General features: G+C 69.1%; 15 protein-coding genes, 1 pseudogene and 1 riboswitch. Of the genes and pseudogenes, 3 read left to right on the top strand and 13 right to left on the bottom strand.

The genetic code is table 11. From position 1 onward, the window contains the following. Positions 1-136 precede the first annotated feature (136 nt). Positions 137-940 carry a CPBP family intramembrane glutamic endopeptidase gene (locus ABT078_RS40370; protein WP_502981545.1) on the bottom strand — a complete coding sequence of 268 codons (804 nt, stop codon included), beginning with the start codon at positions 938-940 and terminating at the stop codon, positions 137-139. Positions 941-1,217: 277 nt separating this feature from the next. Further along, the gene (locus tag ABT078_RS40365) at positions 1,218-2,720 is read right to left on the bottom strand and encodes a glutamate-cysteine ligase family protein (RefSeq protein ID WP_351237087.1); all 1,503 of its coding nucleotides are present in this window, start codon (positions 2,718-2,720) and stop codon (positions 1,218-1,220) included. A gap of 480 nt (positions 2,721-3,200) precedes the next feature. Between ABT078_RS40365 and ABT078_RS40360 the strand changes: the two genes are divergently transcribed. Beyond that, entirely contained in the window at positions 3,201-3,791 is a 591-nt protein-coding gene (locus ABT078_RS40360; RefSeq protein WP_351237085.1) for a hypothetical protein, read from the top strand. 292 nt (positions 3,792-4,083) lie between these two features. After that, a complete protein-coding gene (locus ABT078_RS40355) occupies positions 4,084-4,281 on the top strand; it encodes a DUF5999 family protein (RefSeq protein WP_351237083.1) in 198 nt (65 codons plus the stop codon). Between the two features lie 180 nt (positions 4,282-4,461). On the opposite strand, the gene gcvP is transcribed toward ABT078_RS40355, so the two are convergent. Beyond that, complete coding sequence (gene gcvP / locus ABT078_RS40350) at positions 4,462-7,347, bottom strand: aminomethyl-transferring glycine dehydrogenase (protein ID WP_351237081.1); 2,886 nt, start codon at positions 7,345-7,347, stop codon at positions 4,462-4,464. 178 nt (positions 7,348-7,525) lie between these two features. Continuing rightward, a riboswitch (glycine riboswitch) is annotated at positions 7,526-7,622 on the bottom strand. A gap of 88 nt (positions 7,623-7,710) precedes the next feature. On the opposite strand from gcvP, the pseudogene ABT078_RS43010 reads away from it, so the two are divergent. Beyond that, positions 7,711-7,884 (top strand): annotated as a pseudogene (locus ABT078_RS43010) (PRC-barrel domain-containing protein); the annotation flags it as partial. A gap of 143 nt (positions 7,885-8,027) precedes the next feature. On the opposite strand, the gene ABT078_RS40340 reads toward ABT078_RS43010, so the two are convergent. The 10 genes from ABT078_RS40340 to clsA form a co-directional block, all read right to left on the bottom strand. Further along, a complete protein-coding gene (locus tag ABT078_RS40340; protein ID WP_351237079.1) occupies positions 8,028-9,674 on the bottom strand; it encodes a DNA polymerase IV in 1,647 nt (548 codons plus the stop codon). Positions 9,675-9,800: 126 nt separating this feature from the next. Then, complete coding sequence (locus tag ABT078_RS40335) at positions 9,801-10,397, bottom strand: MerR family transcriptional regulator (RefSeq protein WP_351237077.1); 597 nt, start codon at positions 10,395-10,397, stop codon at positions 9,801-9,803. Between the two features lie 178 nt (positions 10,398-10,575). After that, a complete protein-coding gene (locus tag ABT078_RS40330) occupies positions 10,576-11,049 on the bottom strand; it encodes a bifunctional nuclease family protein (RefSeq protein WP_026281837.1) in 474 nt (157 codons plus the stop codon). An 85-nt stretch (positions 11,050-11,134) separates the two neighbouring features. Then, positions 11,135-11,884, bottom strand: a complete 750-nt coding sequence (gene ftsR, locus ABT078_RS40325; protein ID WP_351237075.1) for a transcriptional regulator FtsR — start codon at positions 11,882-11,884, stop codon at positions 11,135-11,137. A gap of 16 nt (positions 11,885-11,900) precedes the next feature. After that, positions 11,901-12,839 carry an FHA domain-containing protein gene (locus ABT078_RS40320; RefSeq protein ID WP_351237091.1) on the bottom strand — a complete coding sequence of 313 codons (939 nt, stop codon included), beginning with the start codon at positions 12,837-12,839 and terminating at the stop codon, positions 11,901-11,903. A gap of 82 nt (positions 12,840-12,921) precedes the next feature. Then, positions 12,922-13,872, bottom strand: a complete 951-nt coding sequence (locus ABT078_RS40315) for a DUF881 domain-containing protein (protein WP_351237072.1) — start codon at positions 13,870-13,872, stop codon at positions 12,922-12,924. 5 nt (positions 13,873-13,877) lie between these two features. Further along, a complete protein-coding gene (locus ABT078_RS40310) occupies positions 13,878-14,210 on the bottom strand; it encodes a small basic family protein (protein ID WP_242332811.1) in 333 nt (110 codons plus the stop codon). After that, positions 14,207-15,154 carry a DUF881 domain-containing protein gene (locus ABT078_RS40305; RefSeq protein WP_351237070.1) on the bottom strand — a complete coding sequence of 316 codons (948 nt, stop codon included), beginning with the start codon at positions 15,152-15,154 and terminating at the stop codon, positions 14,207-14,209. Before ABT078_RS40305 ends, ABT078_RS40310 begins: the two co-directional genes overlap by 4 nt. 109 nt (positions 15,155-15,263) lie before the next feature. Continuing rightward, positions 15,264-17,759 (bottom strand): sugar phosphate nucleotidyltransferase, encoded by a 2,496-nt coding sequence (locus ABT078_RS40300; protein ID WP_351237068.1) that lies wholly within the window; start codon positions 17,757-17,759, stop codon positions 15,264-15,266. Positions 17,760-17,873: 114 nt separating this feature from the next. After that, positions 17,874-18,482 (bottom strand): cardiolipin synthase ClsA, encoded by a 609-nt coding sequence (gene clsA, locus ABT078_RS40295; RefSeq protein WP_351237066.1) that lies wholly within the window; start codon positions 18,480-18,482, stop codon positions 17,874-17,876. Positions 18,483-18,676: the final 194 nt, after the last annotated feature.

The raw sequence follows: 18,676 nt of genomic DNA, 5'->3' as shown, positions 1-18,676 counted from the left end.
CCCACACCCTCGGGGACCGTCAGGTCGCCACTTGGAAGGTGGATGCCGACCCGGCCGAGGTCGCCCGGGCCAGAGCGAGCGTCTCCAAGCAGCTGCCGCACACCCCTCGAAGGCTCCCTGGGCCACACTCGTCCGGTCACATCGTGGGCAGCCAGCTCACTTTCCCGGCCAGCAGCGCATATCCGACGAACGCCACGATGTCGAGGAGCGCGTGTGCGACGACGAGCGGGCCGACGCGGCCCCAACGCCGGTAGAGAAGGACGAAGACGGCGCCCATCACCATGTTGCCGATGAAGCCGCCGATTCCCTGGTACAGGTGGTATGAGCCGCGCAGCACGAAGCTGGCGACGAGGGCCGCGGTCGGGGTCCAGCCCAGTTGTCCGAGCCGCCGCAGCAGGTAGCCAACGACGATGACCTCTTCGACCAGGGAGTTCTGCAGGGCGGAGAGGATCAGGACCGGGTACTTCCACCAGACGTCGGGGAGAGCCTCGGGCACCACGGTGAGGTTGAATCCGGCCGTTCTGGCGATCAGGTAGAAGGCGAGTCCGGCGCTGCCGATCCCCGCTGCGACCAGCGCTCCGCGGCCGAGGTCCGGCCAGGGTCTGGTGCGGTCGAGGCCGATGGCTCGGAGTCCGCCTGCGCCCTCGCGCAGCAGGAAGTGGGCGACGAGCGCGACGGGTACGAGGGCGGTGGCGATGCCGAAGAGCTGCCAGGCGAGGTCGAGCCAGGGCCGGCCGGGGGCGTAGGAGCTGTTGAGTGTCGCTGCCTGGTCCTTCAGGCCCCCCGGTTTCGTCAGTGAGCCTATGAAACTGATCAGTGACGAGAGCGCGCTGGCGCCGAGTGAGAGCGCCAGGACGAGCAGTGTCTCGGATCGCAGGATTCTCCGCGACATGCCCCCTTCGGGGAGCGAACCGGACGTGTGTCCTGCTTCCGCCTGCACAGTTGCCTCCTGTTGCCTTGCCCGTGCGCGGTCACAGCTTGCCCGACGCGGGCGTGGCGGACGAAGGCAGGGCCCGTGGCGGTGTGGCCGTCCGGCGTGGGGGGAGCCGTCGGCGGGCTGGAGGTCCGCCGACGGGGGCAGCCTCGGGGCCGGAGGTCAGCCGGAGGTCAGCCGGAGGTCAGCCGGAGGTCAGCCGGAGGTCAGCCGGCGGGCGGAGGACGGACCACCGGTCGGAGGGCATAACCGTGGACGGAAGGCCGGTCTGCAGGGCCGGAGGTCAGCCGGCGGGGCCCGCGGGCCAGGTGTGCACGGGGTCGCCGATGTGCATCAGTTCGGTGTATCTGCGGGTGAGGGCTGCCAGGGCGGCTTCCCGGTCCAGTCCGGATTCCAAGGCGCGGTGGAAGGCGTCCGCCTGCCAGGATGCGCCGTTGACCCGGCGTCTGCACCGTCCTTCGATGACTCCGAGGTAGTGGTCGCGGTCTGCGGGTTCGATGTTCCAGGCGTCGAGTCCGGCTGCGGCGAGGGGCAGCAGTTCGTCTCGTACGAGTTTGACGGCGGGCACCCGCGTCATGCCACCGTTTCGGCCGGGGCGGGGCCAGAGGAGTTCGGCGTCGATGCCATGGCGGCACGCGGTGTCGAAGTTGTCGGCGGCGGCGTCGAACGGCATGCGTGTCCAGACGGGCCGTGTTTCTTCGGCGAGGGCTCGGACGAGGCCGTAGTAGAAGGCGGCGTTGGCCACCACGTCGGTGACGGTGGGGCCGGCGGGGAGGACGCGGTTTTCGACGCGCAGGTGGGGCACGCCGTCGGCGAGTCCGTACACGGGTCGGTTCCAGCGGTAGACGGTGCCGTTGTGCAGGACGAGTTCCTGGAGGCGGGGTATGCCGCCGTCGTCGAGGACGCGCAGGGGATCTTCTTCGTCGCAGATCGGGAGGAGCGCGGGGAAGTAGCGCAGGTTCTCTTCGAAGAGTTCGTACGCCGAGCCGACCCAGCGTTCGCCGAACCAGGTCCGCGGCCGTACGCCCTGGGCCTGGAGTTCGGGTGGGCGGGTGTCCGTGGCCTGTTGGAAGAGGGGCGGCCTGGATTCGCGCCACAGTTCCCTGCCGAAGAGGAAGGGGGAGTTGGCTCCGATGGCGATCTGGACGGCTGCGATGGCCTGGGCCGCGTTCCAGACCTGGGCGAATCGTGCGGGTGTCACTTGGAGGTGCAGCTGCACGGAGGTGCATGCGGCTTCGGGGGCGATGGACGTCGAGGTGCAGCTGAGCCGTTCGACGCCGTCGATGTCGAGGGTGAAGTCCTCACCGCGTGCGGCGACGATCTGGTCGTTGAGCAGGGCGTACCGGTCGACGTCGGAGAGGTTCGCGGAGGTCAGGTCATTGCGGTCGAGGGTGGGAAGAATTCCGATCATCACGAGGCCGGCGTCGATCTCGGTCGCTTTGCGGTGGGCGTATCCCAGTCCGGTGCGCAGCTCCTCGGCGAGCTGGTCGAGGACCCGTCCGCCGAGTCGGTGGGGGGCTATGTTGACCTCGAGGTTGAACATTCCGAGTTCGGTCTGGAAATCTCGGCTGGCTATCCGGTCGAGTACTTCGGCATTCGCCATCCGCGGCAGGCCGTCGGCGCCGGCGAGATTGAGTTCGATCTCGAGGCCCATGAGGTTCTTGGGCCGGTCGAACCTCTTCTCTGCCAGGAGTCTCCCCAGTCCCGCCAGACACTGCTGCAACTTCCGTCGGTACCTTTGCCGATCGGACAGGTCGAACCCGCCTGCCACGACCTTCTCCCCCATCGAAGCACCCCTCCTCGAGTGGGCGGCCTGCGGCGTCGGCCGCCGTGTCACGGACGATAATGCCCAGGCGGGCTGATCCATAACGTCTCGCGTGCGACGACGGGACGCTAGTCTGGATCCGTATTCGCCAGGCACATTCCGTCGGCATGGTGCAGTACACACGTACCACTGCCCGGTGCGTGGTGAAAAACGCCGACGAGATTCGGCCGTCCGCTGGTGGGGTAACACCCCAGCTGTGGCGCCTGCGTTCGCAGGAAGGCACCGGTAACTCCCTCCGAAAAAGTCTGGATTCGGCCTTGCCTGCAATGCCGGGGACAGCTAGTAGAAACACTGCGTGAACACGCGTCGTATAAACTCCGCGAACGAGGCAGAGAGTTGGCGCCCGGCCATGGCCTTTCAGCCCCCCTCTGGCCCACGCTGACAGTGCCGTCCGCACCTGCCCTCGCATCACCCTGTCTCTTGAGTGAGAGGCGACCCACCATGCCGCTGTATGTTCCCCCGGCTCCCGCGCCTGCCCTGCGCAGTGTCCTCACGGCTCTCGGTTCCCCCGCCGCAGTCCGCGAGGCCCGTACCCCTGCTCTCCGTTCCGTCCAAGGAACGGTGAGTCCCGAACTGCCGCTTCCCGTCCATGTGCTCGACCAGGTCGTCCCGCGTGCGGGTCGTGCGCCACGCACCCGGCTGGCCGGTTGGCGGTTTCTGATCCGCGGGGGTGAGCGTTCGGTCGCGGCCGCGGACACGATGCTGACTCCGGACGGCTGGGCGTTCTCGCACTTCTTCGAGGGTCCGTACATCGCCTCGACCGAGCGTGCGCTGCAGCAGGCCGAGTCGTTGCCGGAGGGCTACCAGCCGCGGCTGCTGTCCGTGCCCGAGCTCTACATGCTGACGCTGTGGCTGCACGGCGACACGGAGGCCGACGCGTCGGGCGGGGCGCCCGCGCCTGCCGATCTGCTGGTGCCGCTGGCGCCGGCGCCGCCGGGGATCGCCGCGCACCGGCCGCACCGGGTGGCCGATCTGCTGCCTGTGCTGACGCTTCGCGCCACTCCGGCGCCGCTGCTCGGGTCACCTGCCTGATCTCTGGCTACGTGGTGTTCCGCCCCGTGACATCCGTGTCACGGGGCTTCGCCATGGCCCGTCCGGACTAGCCCGGTACGGTCAGCAGGAACCACCCGAACGGACAGTGCAGTTGAGCTGAACCGTCCACGCGGGTGATACGTCATTAAGTGGTAAGACGAGCTGCCGTGAAATCCCTGCGGATTGACGCCCGTGGGGCAACACTGGGATCGGACCGACAGATCGGGGGGCGGCCATGAGCACCGCATCGAGCCGCAGCACACTCACTACACCGCAGCGAAAGAACCCATCCATGTGCCAGCACCAGCGACCCTGCCCTTCAGCCGACTCTCCCGACCGGGAGGCCGCCCGCCTCGTGGCGCACCACCCGGAGCAGGGATGGAGCCTGCTGTGCAACGGTGTCCTGCTTTTCGAGGACACCGGTGAGCTGCTTCCGGACGGGCAGATCATCGCCCCGCACCGGCCGCAGCAGGTGGCGAAGGCTGCCTGAGAGAGCCGGGCTGCCTTCGCGCAGCGCTGGACCTGGCTTTCGCGCAGCTCCGGACCTGGCAGGGTCTGGGTCGGCGGAGCAGGAGCGGGAACGGAGAGGGCCGGCTCGGAGGAGATCTCCGAACCGGCCCTGACGCGTTTGTGCAGGCGATGCGATCAGCTCACGCGTTCGTGCTGCTGGTCAGCCGTCGTACTCGTCGAGGGGCGGGCAGGAGCAGACGAGGTTGCGGTCGCCGAAGGCGCCGTCGATGCGGCGCACCGGCGGCCAGTACTTGTCCGCGGCTGCGACGCCGGCCGGGAAGACGGCCTCGTCGCGGCTGTAGGGGTGCTCCCACTCGCCGCCGAGGGCTGCCGCGGTGTGCGGGGCGTTGCGCAGCGGGTTGTCGTCCGCGGGCCATTCGCCGGAGGCGACCTTCTCGATCTCCGCGCGGATCGCGATCATGGTGTCGCAGAACCGGTCGAGTTCGGTCAGGTCCTCGCTCTCGGTCGGCTCGATCATCAGCGTGCCGGCGACGGGGAACGACATGGTCGGCGCGTGGAAGCCGTAGTCGATGAGCCGCTTGGCGATGTCGTCGACACTGACGCCCGTGGCCTTGGTGAGGGGCCGCAGGTCGATGATGCATTCGTGGGCGACGAGAGCGGCGGGGCCGGTGTAGAGCACCGGGTAGTGGGGCTCCAGGCGCTTGGCGATGTAGTTCGCCGCGAGCACGGCGACCTGGGTGGCGCGCTTGAGGCCCTCGCCGCCCATGAGCCGGACGTATGCCCAGGAGATGGGCAGGATGCCGGCGGAGCCCCAGGGGGCGGCCGAGATCGGTCCGACGCCGGTCTCGGGTCCGGCGGTCGGCTGGAGCGGGTGGTTCGGCAGGTACGGGGCGAGGTGTGCGCGGACGCCGACGGGGCCGACGCCGGGGCCGCCGCCGCCGTGCGGGATGCAGAAGGTCTTGTGCAGGTTGAGGTGCGAGACGTCGCCGCCGAACTTGCCCGGCTTGGCGAGGCCCACGAGCGCGTTGAGGTTGGCGCCGTCGACGTACACCTGGCCGCCGGCGTCGTGGACCTGGGCGCAGATGTCGGCGACGTGCTCCTCGAAAACGCCGTGCGTCGACGGGTACGTGATCATGAGGACCGACAGCTCGTCGCGGTACTGCTCGATCTTGGCGCGCAGGTCGTCGACGTCGATCTCGCCGTCGTCGGCGGTCTTGACGACGACGACCTTCATGCCGGCCATGACGGCGCTGGCGGCGTTGGTGCCGTGTGCGGAGGACGGGATGAGGCAGACGGTGCGCTGCTCGTCGCCGTTGGCGCGGTGGTACGCACGGACCGCCAGCAGGCCGGCGAGCTCGCCCTGGGAGCCGGCGTTGGGCTGGAGGGAGACGTTGTCGTAGCCGGTGACCTCGGCGAGACGCTCCTCCAGCTCGTGGATGAGGGTCAGGTAGCCCTGCACCTGCTCGACCGGGGCGAAGGGGTGGATCTGGCCGAACTCGGGCCAGGTGACCGGCTCCATCTCGGTGGTCGCGTTCAGCTTCATGGTGCAGGAGCCGAGCGGGATCATGCCGCGGTCCAGCGCGTAGTCACGGTCGGCGAGGCGGCGCAGGTAGCGCAGCATCGCGGTCTCGGAGCGGTGCTGGTGGAAGACGGGGTGGGTGAGGTAGTCGTCGGTGCGCAGCAGTGCGGCCGGGAGGGTGTCGTCGGTCGTGGTGTCGAGCGCCTCGATGTCGCCGTCGACGCCGAAGGCGGACCAGACGGCGGTCAGCTGGGCGCGGCCCGTGGTCTCGTCGCAGGAGAGGGAGACGTGGTCGGCGTCGGCGAGGTGGAGGTTGACGCCGTTCTCGCGGGCGGCGGCGGCGATGTCGGCGGCCTTGCCCGGGACGCGCACGGTCAGGGTGTCGAAGTACGTGTCGTGCACGAGCTCGACGCCGCCGGCGCGCAGACCGGCGGCGAGGATGGCGGCGTACCGGTGGGTGCGGCGCGCGATCGTCCTGAGGCCGTCGGGGCCGTGGTAGACGGCGTACATTCCGGCCATGACGGCGAGGAGCACCTGCGCCGTGCAGATGTTGCTGGTGGCCTTCTCGCGGCGGATGTGCTGCTCGCGGGTCTGCAGGGCGAGGCGGTAGGCCTTGTTGCCGTCGGCGTCGACGGAGACGCCGACGAGGCGGCCGGGGAGGCTGCGGGCGTGCTTGGCCTGGACGGCCATGTAGCCGGCGTGGGGCCCGCCGAAGCCCATGGGGACGCCGAAGCGCTGGGTGGTGCCGACGGCGATGTCCGCGCCGAGCTCGCCGGGCGAGGTGAGCAGCGTCAGGGCCAGCAGGTCGGCGGCGACGGTGACGATCGCGCCGAGTCCGTGGGCCTGCTCGATGACGGTCTTGAGGTCGCGGACGGCGCCGGAGGCGCCCGGGTACTGGAGGAGGACGCCGAAGACGCCGCGCTCGGCGATCTCGGCGGGGATGCCGTTGCCGAGGTCGGCGACGACGACCTCCACGCCGGTCGGCTCGGCGCGGGTCTCGATGACGGCGATGGTCTGCGGCAGGGAGTCGGCGTCGACCAGGAAGACGCCGTTCTTGACCTTGCCTACGCGGCGGGACAGGGCCATGGCCTCGGCGGCCGCGGTGCCCTCGTCGAGCAGCGAGGCGCCGGAGGTGGGCAGGCCGGTCAGGTCGGCGACCACGGTCTGGAAGTTGAGCAGCGCCTCCAGGCGGCCCTGCGAGATCTCGGGCTGGTACGGGGTGTACGCCGTGTACCAGGCCGGGTTCTCCATGACGTTGCGGAGGATGACCGGCGGGGTGAACGTGCCGTAGTAGCCGAGGCCGATCATGGGCGCCAGGACCTTGTTGCGGTCGGCGAGGGTGCGCAGTTCGGCGAGGACCTCGGCCTCGGTGCGGGCGTCGGGCAGCCCGAGCGCCTCGGCGCTCTTGATCACGTCCGGCACGGCCGCGGCGGTCAGCTCGTCGAGCGAGCCGTAGCCGACCTGCGCCAGCATCTTCGCCTGGGCCGCGGCGTCGGGGCCGATGTGGCGCTGTTCGAAGGGCGTGCCTTGCTCCAGCCGGGAGAGCGGGGTGCGGTTGGCGGTCATGCTGAGGCCTCCTGGTCGATACGACCTGCGAGGGGCACCACGGCGTGAGTGCCCGGACGGCCTCCCCCTCTGTCATCTCAACCTGAGAGCTTCACCGGTACGCGCGCATGGCGGTGCCGGTTTTCACCGTCGGTGAGAGCGGATGCCGACCGACGCCCGCCCTGCTTTCCAGAGTGACCTCGTCCGTGCGGTACAGGGGCCTGAGAGATTCCGGGGAGGATTTGCTCCTTCGGCGTCTCCGGTCGGGGACCGGAGCACTCTCCCGCACGGGGTCAGCGGCCGTCTGCCAGCCTACCAGCGCGGTCTTGGCCGGAGCCGTCGAGTGGCCGAGGCCACAGATGTGCACTTTCGTAGTACTTACGGGTGGTGCGACCAGTTGGAGGGACCGTGCAGACCGAAATCGATCCACGCAGCCTGATAGGCCGCAAGGCGTTCGACCGCAACGGTACGAAGATCGGGACCGTGGACGAGGTGTATCTCGACGACGCGACGGGGGTGCCGGAGTGGGCGGCCGTTCGCACGGGGCTGTTCAGCAGGGATGCGTTCGTGCCTCTGGAACCCAGTGAGCTGGGGGGCGACGGCCTTCATGTCCCGTTCGAGCGGGCTCTGATCAAGGACGCACCCGACTTCGGGGTCGGCAGGCATCTCTCGCCGGAGCAGGAGTTGCAGCTCTACCACCACTACGGTCTCGATCTCCCCACTCCGCCGGAGAAGCGGGCTCCTTCGCCGCCTTCCGATTCCGGTGGCCGGGGGGAGGGGCCAGGGTCCTCGGGGGATCGTGACTTCGGGCGGCTGGCGGGGCAGGACGACTGATGGGGTGAGGTCTCGGTCCGGGGCGACCGGGCTGCCGGTTGATCCTCGAGTGGTGGGGTATGGGGTGGGGCCTGCGGTGGCTGACCCTGCGGTGTTCCGTCCGCCGGCGGTCGACCGGGCGGGGGCGGCACCGGTGGCGCGCGATCGGGTTCCCGCCGGACCAGCGGCAGCGGCTCCGCCGGTTCGAGTTCGGGGTCGTCGACGGAGAAGGTCCGCACTCTCCCCGGCGCGGGCGACCACGGTTCCTCGAAGCGCACGGTGACCCGTCCCAGCCCGCTCCCCTGCACCCAGCCGGCCCCGTACCGGACGTGGCGCACATCGTGCCCGGCGGCCCAGCGGCGCTCGGCAGCCGGCTGGGGCTGTGCCTCCTGGGTCTGCGGTTCGTCGCCGACGGGATGGTGCCCGGGGCGTTCGCCCTCGTCGTCGAGGGCCTGCTCGCCGGCCGCGGCCTGGGCGAACAGATCCTCCTGGGTGTAGTCGGTGAGGCCGGTGACGCCCACCCCGAGCAGCCTGACGCCGCCGGTGGTGTCCACCGACTCGAGGAGGCGGCCGACGGCCTCCCGCACCACTGCGGGGTCGTCCGTCGGGCCGCGCAGCGTCTCCGACCTGGTGAGTGTCGAGAAGTCGAATCGGCGGACCTTCAGCACGATCGTCCTGCCGGAGTGCCCGGATCCGCGAAGCCGTCGTACGCACCGGTCCGCGAGTCGCTCCACCTCCAGTCTGATCCGCACCCGGTCGTGCAGATCGACGTCGAAGGTGTCCTCCACCGACACCGACTTCGCATCGCGCTCGGCGATCACCGGCCGGTCGTCGTGGCCGATGGCCATGCGGAACAGCGCCGTCCCGTGCGCCTTCCCCAGCAGTCGTACGAGTTCGTCCTCGCCGGCCTCGGCCAGATCGGCGACGGTGGTCATCCCTGCGCGCCGCAGGTGCTCACCGGTCGCGGGCCCCACCCCGGGAAGCGTCCGCACGGTCATGGGGCCGAGCAGCTCCCGCTCCGTGCCCGGCTCGATCAGCAGCAGTCCGTCGGGCTTGGCCTGCTCGGAGGCGATCTTCGCCAGCATCTTGGAGCCGGCGAGGCCCACCGACCCGGTCAGCCCCGTGACCGCGAGAATGTCCCTGCGCAGCCGCTCACCGGCCTCTCGCGCCGAGCGCGAGTCATCGGCCGTGCCTCCCGCCTCCAGGTCCACGAAGGCCTCGTCCAGGCTCAGCGGCTCCACGAGCGGCGACAGCCTCCCGAGCAGCTCCATCACCTGGTCGCTCACCGAGCGGTAGAGGGAGAAGCGGGGCACCAGATACGCGGCGTTCGGGCACAGCCTGCGGGCCTGGGCCATCGGCATCGCCGAGCGCACGCCGAACCGTCTCGCCTCGTACGACGCGGTCGCCACCACTCCGCGCGGCCCGAGACCGCCGACGATCACCGGCTTTCCGCGCAGGCTGGGCTTCGCCGCCTGCTCGGCGGCGGCGAAGAACGCATCCATGTCCAGATGCAGAATCGTCGGCGCGGGTCTCACATCTCAGATGCTGCCTTATCCCACTGACAGTCGGCCGTACGCCGGTGCGACCTACTTGCCTGCGCCTGTGGCCGCTCTGGGGCCGCCGTGACGGTGCCGAGGCGCGCATGCGGTGGGGACGGTCGGTCAGACGGCGCGGTCGCGGCGGCGCCTGGCCAGTTCGTCCGCCGGGTTGTGGCCGACGAGTGTCTCACCGGTGTCGATGCGCTCGCCGTGCAGCTGCGACAGCGCCGCCTCGACATCCCGCCACACGACGCCGACGGCGATCCCGAAGACTCCCTGGCCGCCCTGCAGCAGGTCCACGACCTCGTCGGGCGACGAGCACTCGTAGACGGTCGCGCCGTCGCTCATCAGCGTCATGCGTTCCAGGTCCGCGAATCCGCGGGCGCGCAGATGCTGCACCGCCGTGCGGATGTTCTGCAGCGCGACACCGGTGTCCAGGAAACGCTTCACGATCTTCAGGACGACGACGTCCCGGAAGCTGTACAGCCGCTGGGTGCCCGATCCGTGGGCGGGGCGGACGCTCGGCTCCACGAGACCGGTGCGTGCCCAGTAGTCGAGCTGCCGGTAGGTGATGCCCGCCGCGGCGCACGCCGTGGGCCCCCGGTAGCCGATGGTCTCGGTCGAGGTGTCGGCCGAACTGATGTGAAGCGGATACGGCAGGCCCCGCCCCGGAGTGACTCCGAGGGGACCCCCTGCCGTACCGTCGCCGCTGCTTCTCACGCCGACCTCCGTCCTTGACCTGCCATCTCGACGGTAGGCAGTCGCTCGGGGTGCGTCAACGATCGCCACACTCGGCACGCCGAGTGATAATCACCCTGAGAGTGGTTTTCCGTGCCCCGATCTGGGGAACGGCTTCACGAATGTGCCGGTACGCCCGTGTGGTGTCGCCGGCGGCAGGTCATTGACTGCTGGAGCCGAAGTCCTCGGGAGAGATCTGGTCGAGGAACTCGCGGAACTTCTCGACCTCGTCCTCCTGCTCGTCGGGGATCGCGATGCCCGCGTCGTCCAGCACCCCGTCGCTGCCGTAGATCGGTGTGCCGGTGCGCAGTGCGAGGGCTATGGCGTCCGACGGCCGGGCGCTCACCTCCACGCCGCTGGCGAAGACCAGCTCGGCGTAGAAGACGCCTTCCCGCAGGTCGGTGATGCGGACCTCGGTGAGTTCCTGCCCGACGGCCTCCAGCACGTCCTTGAACAGGTCGTGGGTCAGTGGCCTGGCGGGCGCCATGCCCTGCTGGGCGAAGGCGATCGCGGTCGCCTCCCCGGGGCCGATCCAGATGGGGAGGTACCGGTCGCCTCCCACTTCGCGCAGGAGCACGATCGGCTGGTTGGACGGCATTTCCACCCGGACACCCACAACGTCGAGCTCGTTCACACAGCAACCCTAGGACGTGCCCGGCAGGTTTGGGTAGTCGGGCTCCCCCGAGATCGGTGCGCGGCCGGTGCCGGATCGAGCAGGATCAGCGCAGTCGGACACCGAGGGCCGTCTGCATCAGGGCCGCGTGGAGCCGCACGGAGAGCACCGCGAGCTCTTTCGTGGTCGCCTCGGCATGGGCCCTGGTCTGCGGATTGCGATGCCGGCGCAGCGGTGCGACCACCTGTTCGACCAGTCCGGCCTCGCGGTCGGCGGCTGCCTTCATGGCGCGCAGGTGCCTCGGTTCGAGACCGAATCGGCCCATGTCCGCCACAAGTTTGGCCACGGTCACCGATTCGACGTCGTAACCGCCGTCCGCCGCGGGAGTGATGAGCCCGTACGACTCCCACGCCTCCAGCTCGGCCTCGGTCACGTCCGCGGCGGCGAGCAGCTCGGCCCGGCCGATCCGGGCCGCCGTCGGGCGGTCCGGCTCCGGATACCCGCCCCCACCGACGGCATGGAGGTCCTGCGGTGCGCCGCCCTGGGGCGGCAGCGGCAGGCGCTCACCGCGTTCCAGGGCGTCGAGATGCTCCCGGATGACCTTCAGGGGAAGATAGTGGTCCCGCTGCATACGCAGCACCTGGGCCAGACGCTCGACGTCCTCGGGGCTGAATTTGCGGTAGCCGGACGGGGTGCGCCGTGGCTCGACCAGGCCCTCGGCCTCCAGGAAGCGGATCTTGGAGATGGTGACCTCGGGAAATTCGTCGCGCAGCTGGTTCAGCACCGAACCAATGCTGAACAGCCTGTCGCCTCCGGCGGTGCCGTGACCGGCACCGCCCGGGGGTGTTCGCAGCATGGACCTTCCCTGAGGGTCACAGGCCCCGCTGGCTCGAGTAGAAGACCAGCCGGTACTTACCGATCTGAACCTCGTCGCCGTTCGACAGCACGACCGAGTCGATCGGCTCCCTGTTGACGTACGTGCCGTTCAGGCTGCCGACATCGGTGACGGTGAAACTGCCGTCGGGCGACCTGCGGAACTCCACATGGCGCCGGGAGACGGTCACGTCGTCGAGGAAGATGTCGCTCTGCGGGTGGCGCCCCGCCGTCGTCAGCTCGCCGTCCAGCAGGAAGCGGCTGCCCGAATTCGGCCCGCGGCGCACCACGAGCAGTGCCGAGCCGAGGGGCAGCGCGTCGACCGCCGCCTGGGCCTCGGGCGACAGCGAGGGCAAGGGCGTCTGGCCGGTCGCCTCGGCCTCGTAGGCCTCGAGCCCGGAAATGGAGATCGTCGAGGTCGTCTCCGAAGCGCGCTCGGCGGGCACTCCGGGCCGCAGCGGCGCACCGCAGTTGGAGCAGAAGCGGCTCGCTTCGGCGTTGCGGTGACCGCACCGCGTACAAACCGGCATGGACGGATCCTCCTGCCGCGGCTGCCCCGCGGGGGCCTGGGACGCATACGGGTCGGAGGTAAACCCTCCACCCGTACTTGAGGTTGACGGTGTCCCGAAACCTATGCGGCCGGGACCTGCAGGGTCAACACCAGACGCGCCCTGACCGCCGGTAATGTCACCACCCGGGCCGGCGACCTCGTCCCGGAAGAGCGGGCGCTCGCCGCCCTGCTCCGCCTCCTGGCCCTGACGCGGTGCGCGATGGCGAGCGGTGCCGCTGTCCTCGCGAGCGCTCTTGCCGAACAACTTCCCAAACAACTTCACGGGCGATTCCCCTTGACCGAAACAGACCCGCCCGTGGGGCAGGAACCCTGATTGAACACACCTGCCGACCCGGACATCCTCACAACGTCCGTGACCTCCGGACAGTTTCCACCACGCAGCATGCTTACGATGCGTCGACCCCCCGCAACCTCTTGTCGTTGTCCGGCTCCCCTATGCCGTCCCCGCGTCACTGGGAGGACGACCGAGCGTAGTCAGGCCGTTCCGCCGGTCGCAAGGCATCCACGACGATCTTCTCCGACCGGGTCACCGTGGCGGTGGCCTGCTCCTTCTCCAGGGTCTGCACCACGCCTCCCGGGATGTTCAGCGCCGGCTCGAGGTCCTGCGGTTTGCCGATGACCCTGAACCGGTAGGGAGCGCTGATCTTGTTCCCGTCGACCTCGATGTCACCGCCGCTGCCGGAGAAGTACGAGCCGGCGACCACCCTGACGTCATTGACCTGGATGGCCTCCGCACCCGCTGCCCGCAACTCCTGGATCGCGTCGAGGAGCATGTCCGACTCGACGGCGCCCGAGCCGTCGTCGATGGTCAGCGTGATGCCCGGGCCCTCGGCCGCCACCGTACCGGCCAGGATGCCCAGCTGCCGCTCCTTCTCCTGCGTCTGCTTCCGCGCCTCTTCGGCCTGGTCCGAGCTGGTCTCCAGCTCGGTCCGCTGGTCCTCGAGACGCGCCTTCTCATCTTCCAGACGCGTTGTGCGGTCGTCGAGTTCATCGAGGATGCGCACCAGATCCTCCTGGCGCGCACCGCGCAGCGCGCTGTTGTCGCTCGTGGACCGGACCTGGATGGCCAGGCCGAGGCCGAGGACGAACAGCAGGAGGGCGACGATGAGTTGGGCGCGGCTGACACGCGGCGGCCAGAGTCCCGCGATCAGCCGCTGCCTGCCGGTCAGCCCGTCCGCGTCCTTGCCGGCCTGCGGGTCGGTGCGGTCCGGCTGCCCCGCGGGGTCGTGCCGGTCGCCGGCATCGGGCCGGTGGGCGGCGTCGGCGAGGTCCTGCTGGTCAGTGCCTACGTACTCCTGTGCGGCCGCCTGCGGATCCCTCGGCGCCTGTTCGGCGTCGGGCGCCGCCTGCTCGTTGCCGCTCGTGGACGTGTTTCCGTGCATCGGCTCGTTGTCGCTCATCCGCCTCACGCCCGGAACACGTGCCGACGGATGGCGGCCGCGTTGGAGAAGATCCGGATGCCGAGCACGACCACGACGCCCGTGGAGAGCTGAGCGCCGACGCCGAGCTTGTCACCGAGGAACACGATCAGAGCGGCGACCACCACGTTCGACAGGAAGGAGACCACGAAGACCTTGTCGACGAAGATGCCGTCCAGCATGGCGCGCAGCCCGCCGAATACCGCGTCGAGAGCGGCGACCACGGCGATCGGCAGATAGGGCTCGACCACCGCCGGCACTTCGGGGCGGAGCAACAGTCCCGCCACGACTCCCACGACGAGGCCCAGTACGGCGATCACGATGTGCCCTTCCCTGTGTCGGCTGTGTCGGCCGGCTCGGCAGCGCCCTGCTCGCTGCCCGCTGCGGCTTCGGCGGTCCTCGGCTCCGCGGTACGCACGATCAGGCTCGGCGCGGCCGGCAGCCGCACTACGTCCTGTGCGGAAATGCTGGTGCGGATAGCGAAGTTCTCCTGCAGCGCGTGCAGGTACTGGCCGTCCGCGCTGTCCTGGAAAGCGGTGCTCAGCTTGTTCCCGTCCCCCACCGCCAGCACCGTGTAGGGGGGCACCAGCGGCTTGTTGTCGACCAGTATGGCGTCACCGGCCGCGCGGATCGCGGACAGGGCCGTCAGCCGCTGTCCGTTGATGGACACGGCCTCCGCGCCGGACTCCCACAGGCCGTTGACGACGCGCTGCATGTCCCGGTCGCGCACCCGGCCCGTGTCGGAGAAACCGCCGCTCTCGCGCGGACCGCCGCCGTCAGAGGCGGCGTCCTTGGCATCGTCGACGACCAGCTTGATCCCGGGCCCGTGCACCTCGGTGCCTCCCGAGAGCAGCGCGACCAGCCGGCCCTGGTCGCCACCGTGCTGCTGCAGAGCCTTGCGCTGCCGCTCGCCCACCTCGTCACGGAGACGGTCGACCTCGGCCTCCAGTTCGTCGGCCGCCGCGGTCTCCGCGTCGATGCGGTCGATGAGCTCCTCGCGTTCCTTGGCCACCACCGGTGCCGATATGCGCGCCTCGGCCGCCCCGAGGGTGACGACGAGGGCGGCCAGTACGAGACCGGCCGCGAGACCCAGTTTGGCGCGCAGCGTCCGGGGAAGTCCGCCGTCCTCGGCATCCCTGCGGGCGGCCGCCTCGGCGTAGCCGTCGTCGAGGCTGTGGTCCATGACATTGTTCAGCAGCGACATGGACGCATCAGGGCGCGGCGGCGGGGAGGCGGTGCTCCGAACGGGGGGCTGCTGCGGCATGCCGCACATCGTCGCACGTCGGAACCGCTACCGCCGAATGGCCCCACCGAAGTGTGGGGAGGCGGCAGGCGCCGCCTCCCCACACACCGCTACCGGTTCGGCGACCGGCTCACTGACCTGCGCTCTCGACGGCACCCGCCCACTCGTCGAGCAGGGCCTGCGCGGATGCGTCGTCGGGGCCTTCGGCCCACAGATGGGTGACGGCCTCGGCCGGGTCGGGCAGCACCATCACCCACCGGCCGTCGGCCTCGACCACCCGCACACCATCCGTGGTGTCGACAAAGCGATCTCCCGCCTCCTCGACGACGCGACGCATGACGAGGCCCTTGACCGCCCAGGGCGTCGCGACGTCCTTGCGCAGCACATGGGCCCGCGGAATCCGGGCGTCGATCTGACTCAGAGTGAGCTGGGTGCGGGCCACCAGCCCGATGAGCCGCACGAAAGCCGCCGTGCCGTCGAAAACGCTGCTGAATTCGGGAACGATGAAGCCGCCGCGGCCGTCTCCACCGAAGATGGTGGACTCCTCACGGCAGACCCGGGTCAGATCGTCGGGCGACGTGGTCGTCCATTCGACCTGGGTGCCGTGGTACGCGGCGACCTGCTCGGCGATGCGTGTCGTCGTCACGGGCAGAGCGACACGGCCGCTGCGGCGCTCCGCGGCGACCAGGTCCAGCATGACGAGAAGGGCTCGATCGTCCTCGATGATCCGCCCGCGCTCGTCCACGAGCGACAGCCGTTCACCGACGGTGTCGAAGCGCACGCCGAACGCGGCCCTGGCCGACGCCACCATCTCTCCGAGGCGGACCAGTCCCTTCCGGCGCGCATCGGCGGTCTCGGTGGGCCGGGACTCGTCGAGGCCGGGATTGATCGTCAGCGCGTCCACGCCGAGTCTGCCGAGCAGGCTCGGCAGAACAAGCCCTGCGCTGCCGTTCGAGGCGTCCACGACGACCTTGAGGCCGGCTTCGGCGATCCCCGTCGTGTCGACGTTGCGCAGCAGTGATCCGGTGTACGAGTCGAAGACGCTGGCCGGGAAGGACAGGTCCCCGATCTCACCGGGGAACGCCCGCCGGTACTCCTGGCGCGCGTACACCCGGTCCAGCTTCCGCTGCCCGGCCTGCGACAGGTCCGCGCCCCGTTCGTCGAAGAACATGATGTCGACGGAGTCCGGCACCCCGGGTGACGTGCGGATCATGATGCCGCCGGCGCTGCCGCGGGCCGTCTGCTGCCGCGCTACGGGCAGGGGCACGTTCTCCAGGTCGCGTACGTCGATGGCGCTGGCCTGGAGCGCCGAGATCACGGCACGCTTGAGCGCCCGGGCGCCGCGTGAGTGGTCCCTCGCGGTGGTGACGGTCGCCCCCTTCTTCAGGGTGGTCGCGTATGCACCCGCCAGCCGTACGGCAAGCTCCGGAGTGATCTCCACATTGAGGATCCCGGAGACGCCACGCGCCCCGAAGAGGTGCGCCTGGCCGCGCGACTCCCAGATCACCGAGGTGTTGACGAAGGCGCCGGCCTCGATGGTCTTGAACGGGTAGACGCGCACATTGCCCTGGACGATCGATTCCTCGCCCACGAGGCACTCGTCGCCGATGACGGCGCCGTCCTCGATGCGCGCGGCCCGCATGATGTCGGTGTTCTTACCGATCACGCAGCCACGAAGATTGCTGTGTTGCCCGATGTAGACGTTGTCGTGGATGACTGCCCTGTGCAGGAACGCACCGCTCTTCACAACGACATTGGAGCCGACGACGGTGTGCTCGCGGATCTCCACATCGGCTTCGACCTTGGCGTAGTCCCCGATGTACAGCGGACCTCGCAGCACAGCGTCGGGGTGCACCTCGGCTCCCTCGGCCACCCAGACACCGGGTGAGATCTCGAAGCCGTCGACGTCCACGTCGACCTTGCCCTCGAGGACATCGGCCTGGGCCTTCACATAGCTCTCGTGGGTGCCGACGTCCTCCCAGTAGCCCTCGGCGATATAGCCGTAGATCGGCTTGCCTTCCTTCATGAGTTGCGGAAAGACATCGCCGGACCAGTCCACCGAAACGTCTGCCTCGACGTAGTCGAAGACCTCGGGCTCCATGACGTAGATGCCGGTGTTCACAGTGTCCGAGAAGACCTGGCCCCAGGTCGGCTTCTCGAGGAACCTCTCGACCTTGCCGTGCTCGTCCACGATGGTGATACCGAATTCAAGCGGATTCGGCACCCGGGTCAGGCACACTGTAACCAGCGCGCGCTTCTCCTTGTGGAACGCAATGAGGTCGGTCAGATTGAAGTCGGTGAGAGCGTCACCGGAGATGACGAGGAACGCGTCGTCCTTCAGCGCCTCCTCCGCATTCTTCACACTTCCCGCGGTGCCGAGTGGCTTCTCCTCGTGCGCATAGGTGAGTTCCATCCCCAGCTCTTCGCCGTCACCGAAATAGTTCTTGACGAGGGAGGCGAGAAACTGAACGGTTACGACGGTCTCAGTGAGCCCATGCCGCTTCAGCAAGCGCAGCACATGCTCCATGATCGGCCTATTGGCCACCGGCAGCAGTGGCTTGGGCATGCTCGAGGTCATGGGGCGAAGTCGCGTACCTTCGCCACCAGCCATCACGACAGCCTTCATGTCGGAAGCGTCCTCCTTGAAGAGACGACGGTCTAGCCGACTTCACCCATCCGGGCAGGCCCTTGGAATGTCATGTGCGGGCCGGCGGTCTCACCACAGCTCCGGACATACGGCTCAATCGGCAGGGGCATCCGCCCTGACGAGTCGGCGGACCTGGACCACGTAGAGGATCCCTGCCCACCAATAGAGAGTTGTACCCCATCCGGCGAACGCCCATCCGAAAATCTCAGCAAGTGACGCAAGCCACCCGTTTCCGTCACTGAGAAGCAGCAGAGGGAACGCATACATCAGGTTGAAGGTGGCCGCCTTGCCCAGGAAGTTCACCTGCGGCGGCGGATAGCCGTGCCGGCGGAGGATTCCCACCATCACCAGGAGCATCAACTCCCGGGCCAAAAGCGCCAGAGTGAGCCACAGTGGCAAGATCTCGCGCCAGGTCAGCCCCACGAGCGTGGAAAGGATGTAAAGCCTGTCAGCGGCAGGGTCCAGGATGCGTCCCAGGCTGCTGATCTGGTTCCAGCGCCGGGCGAGCTTGCCGTCGAGATAGTCGCTGACACCACTCAGCGCGAGCACGAGCAGTGCCCAACCGTCGGCCTTCGGCCCGCCGAACTCTGGTAGAAGAATCAACCACAGGAACAGCGGCACGCCGACCAGGCGGGCCATGCTGAGGATGTTGGGGATGGTGAGCACCCGGTCCGTCTGAACGCGAGTCTCCTGGACCTCCACCCGGGGGCCTCCTGTGTGAAACGTGCCAACGATGCCTCTTGACCCTACCCTCAGGTCATCGGAAACCGCACAGAGGGGTGGCAGGAATCGAATCTGCCCAACGCAGAAAAGCCCCGGACCAAAAGGTCCGGGGCTCCCCGCAATAATTGTTCGGCGGCGTCCTACTCTCCCACAGGGTCCCCCCTGCAGTACCA

It is taken from the genome of Streptomyces sp. NPDC002133 (assembly GCF_040296405.1).
Lineage (GTDB): Bacteria > Actinomycetota > Actinomycetes > Streptomycetales > Streptomycetaceae > Streptomyces.
The sequence above is the reverse complement of the archived record's forward strand: the minus strand, read 5'-3'. Positions and strand labels throughout refer to the sequence as shown.

Bases quoted from the DNA above. Each gene is read 5' to 3' on its own strand.
- ABT078_RS40360 (WP_351237085.1), top strand. From the start codon at position 3,201: ATGCCGCTGTATGTTCCCCCGGCTCCCGCGCCTGCCCTGCGCAGTGTC.
- ABT078_RS40300 (WP_351237068.1), bottom strand. From the start codon at position 17,759: ATGAAGGCTGTCGTGATGGCTGGTGGCGAAGGTACGCGACTTCGCCCC.
- gcvP (WP_351237081.1), bottom strand. From the start codon at position 7,347: ATGACCGCCAACCGCACCCCGCTCTCCCGGCTGGAGCAAGGCACGCCC.
- ABT078_RS40355 (WP_351237083.1), top strand. From the start codon at position 4,084: ATGTGCCAGCACCAGCGACCCTGCCCTTCAGCCGACTCTCCCGACCGG.
- ABT078_RS40305 (WP_351237070.1), bottom strand. From the start codon at position 15,154: ATGCCGCAGCAGCCCCCCGTTCGGAGCACCGCCTCCCCGCCGCCGCGC.
- ABT078_RS40365 (WP_351237087.1), bottom strand. From the start codon at position 2,720: ATGGGGGAGAAGGTCGTGGCAGGCGGGTTCGACCTGTCCGATCGGCAA.
- ABT078_RS40315 (WP_351237072.1), bottom strand. From the start codon at position 13,872: ATGAGCGACAACGAGCCGATGCACGGAAACACGTCCACGAGCGGCAAC.
- ftsR (WP_351237075.1), bottom strand. From the start codon at position 11,884: ATGCTGCGAACACCCCCGGGCGGTGCCGGTCACGGCACCGCCGGAGGC.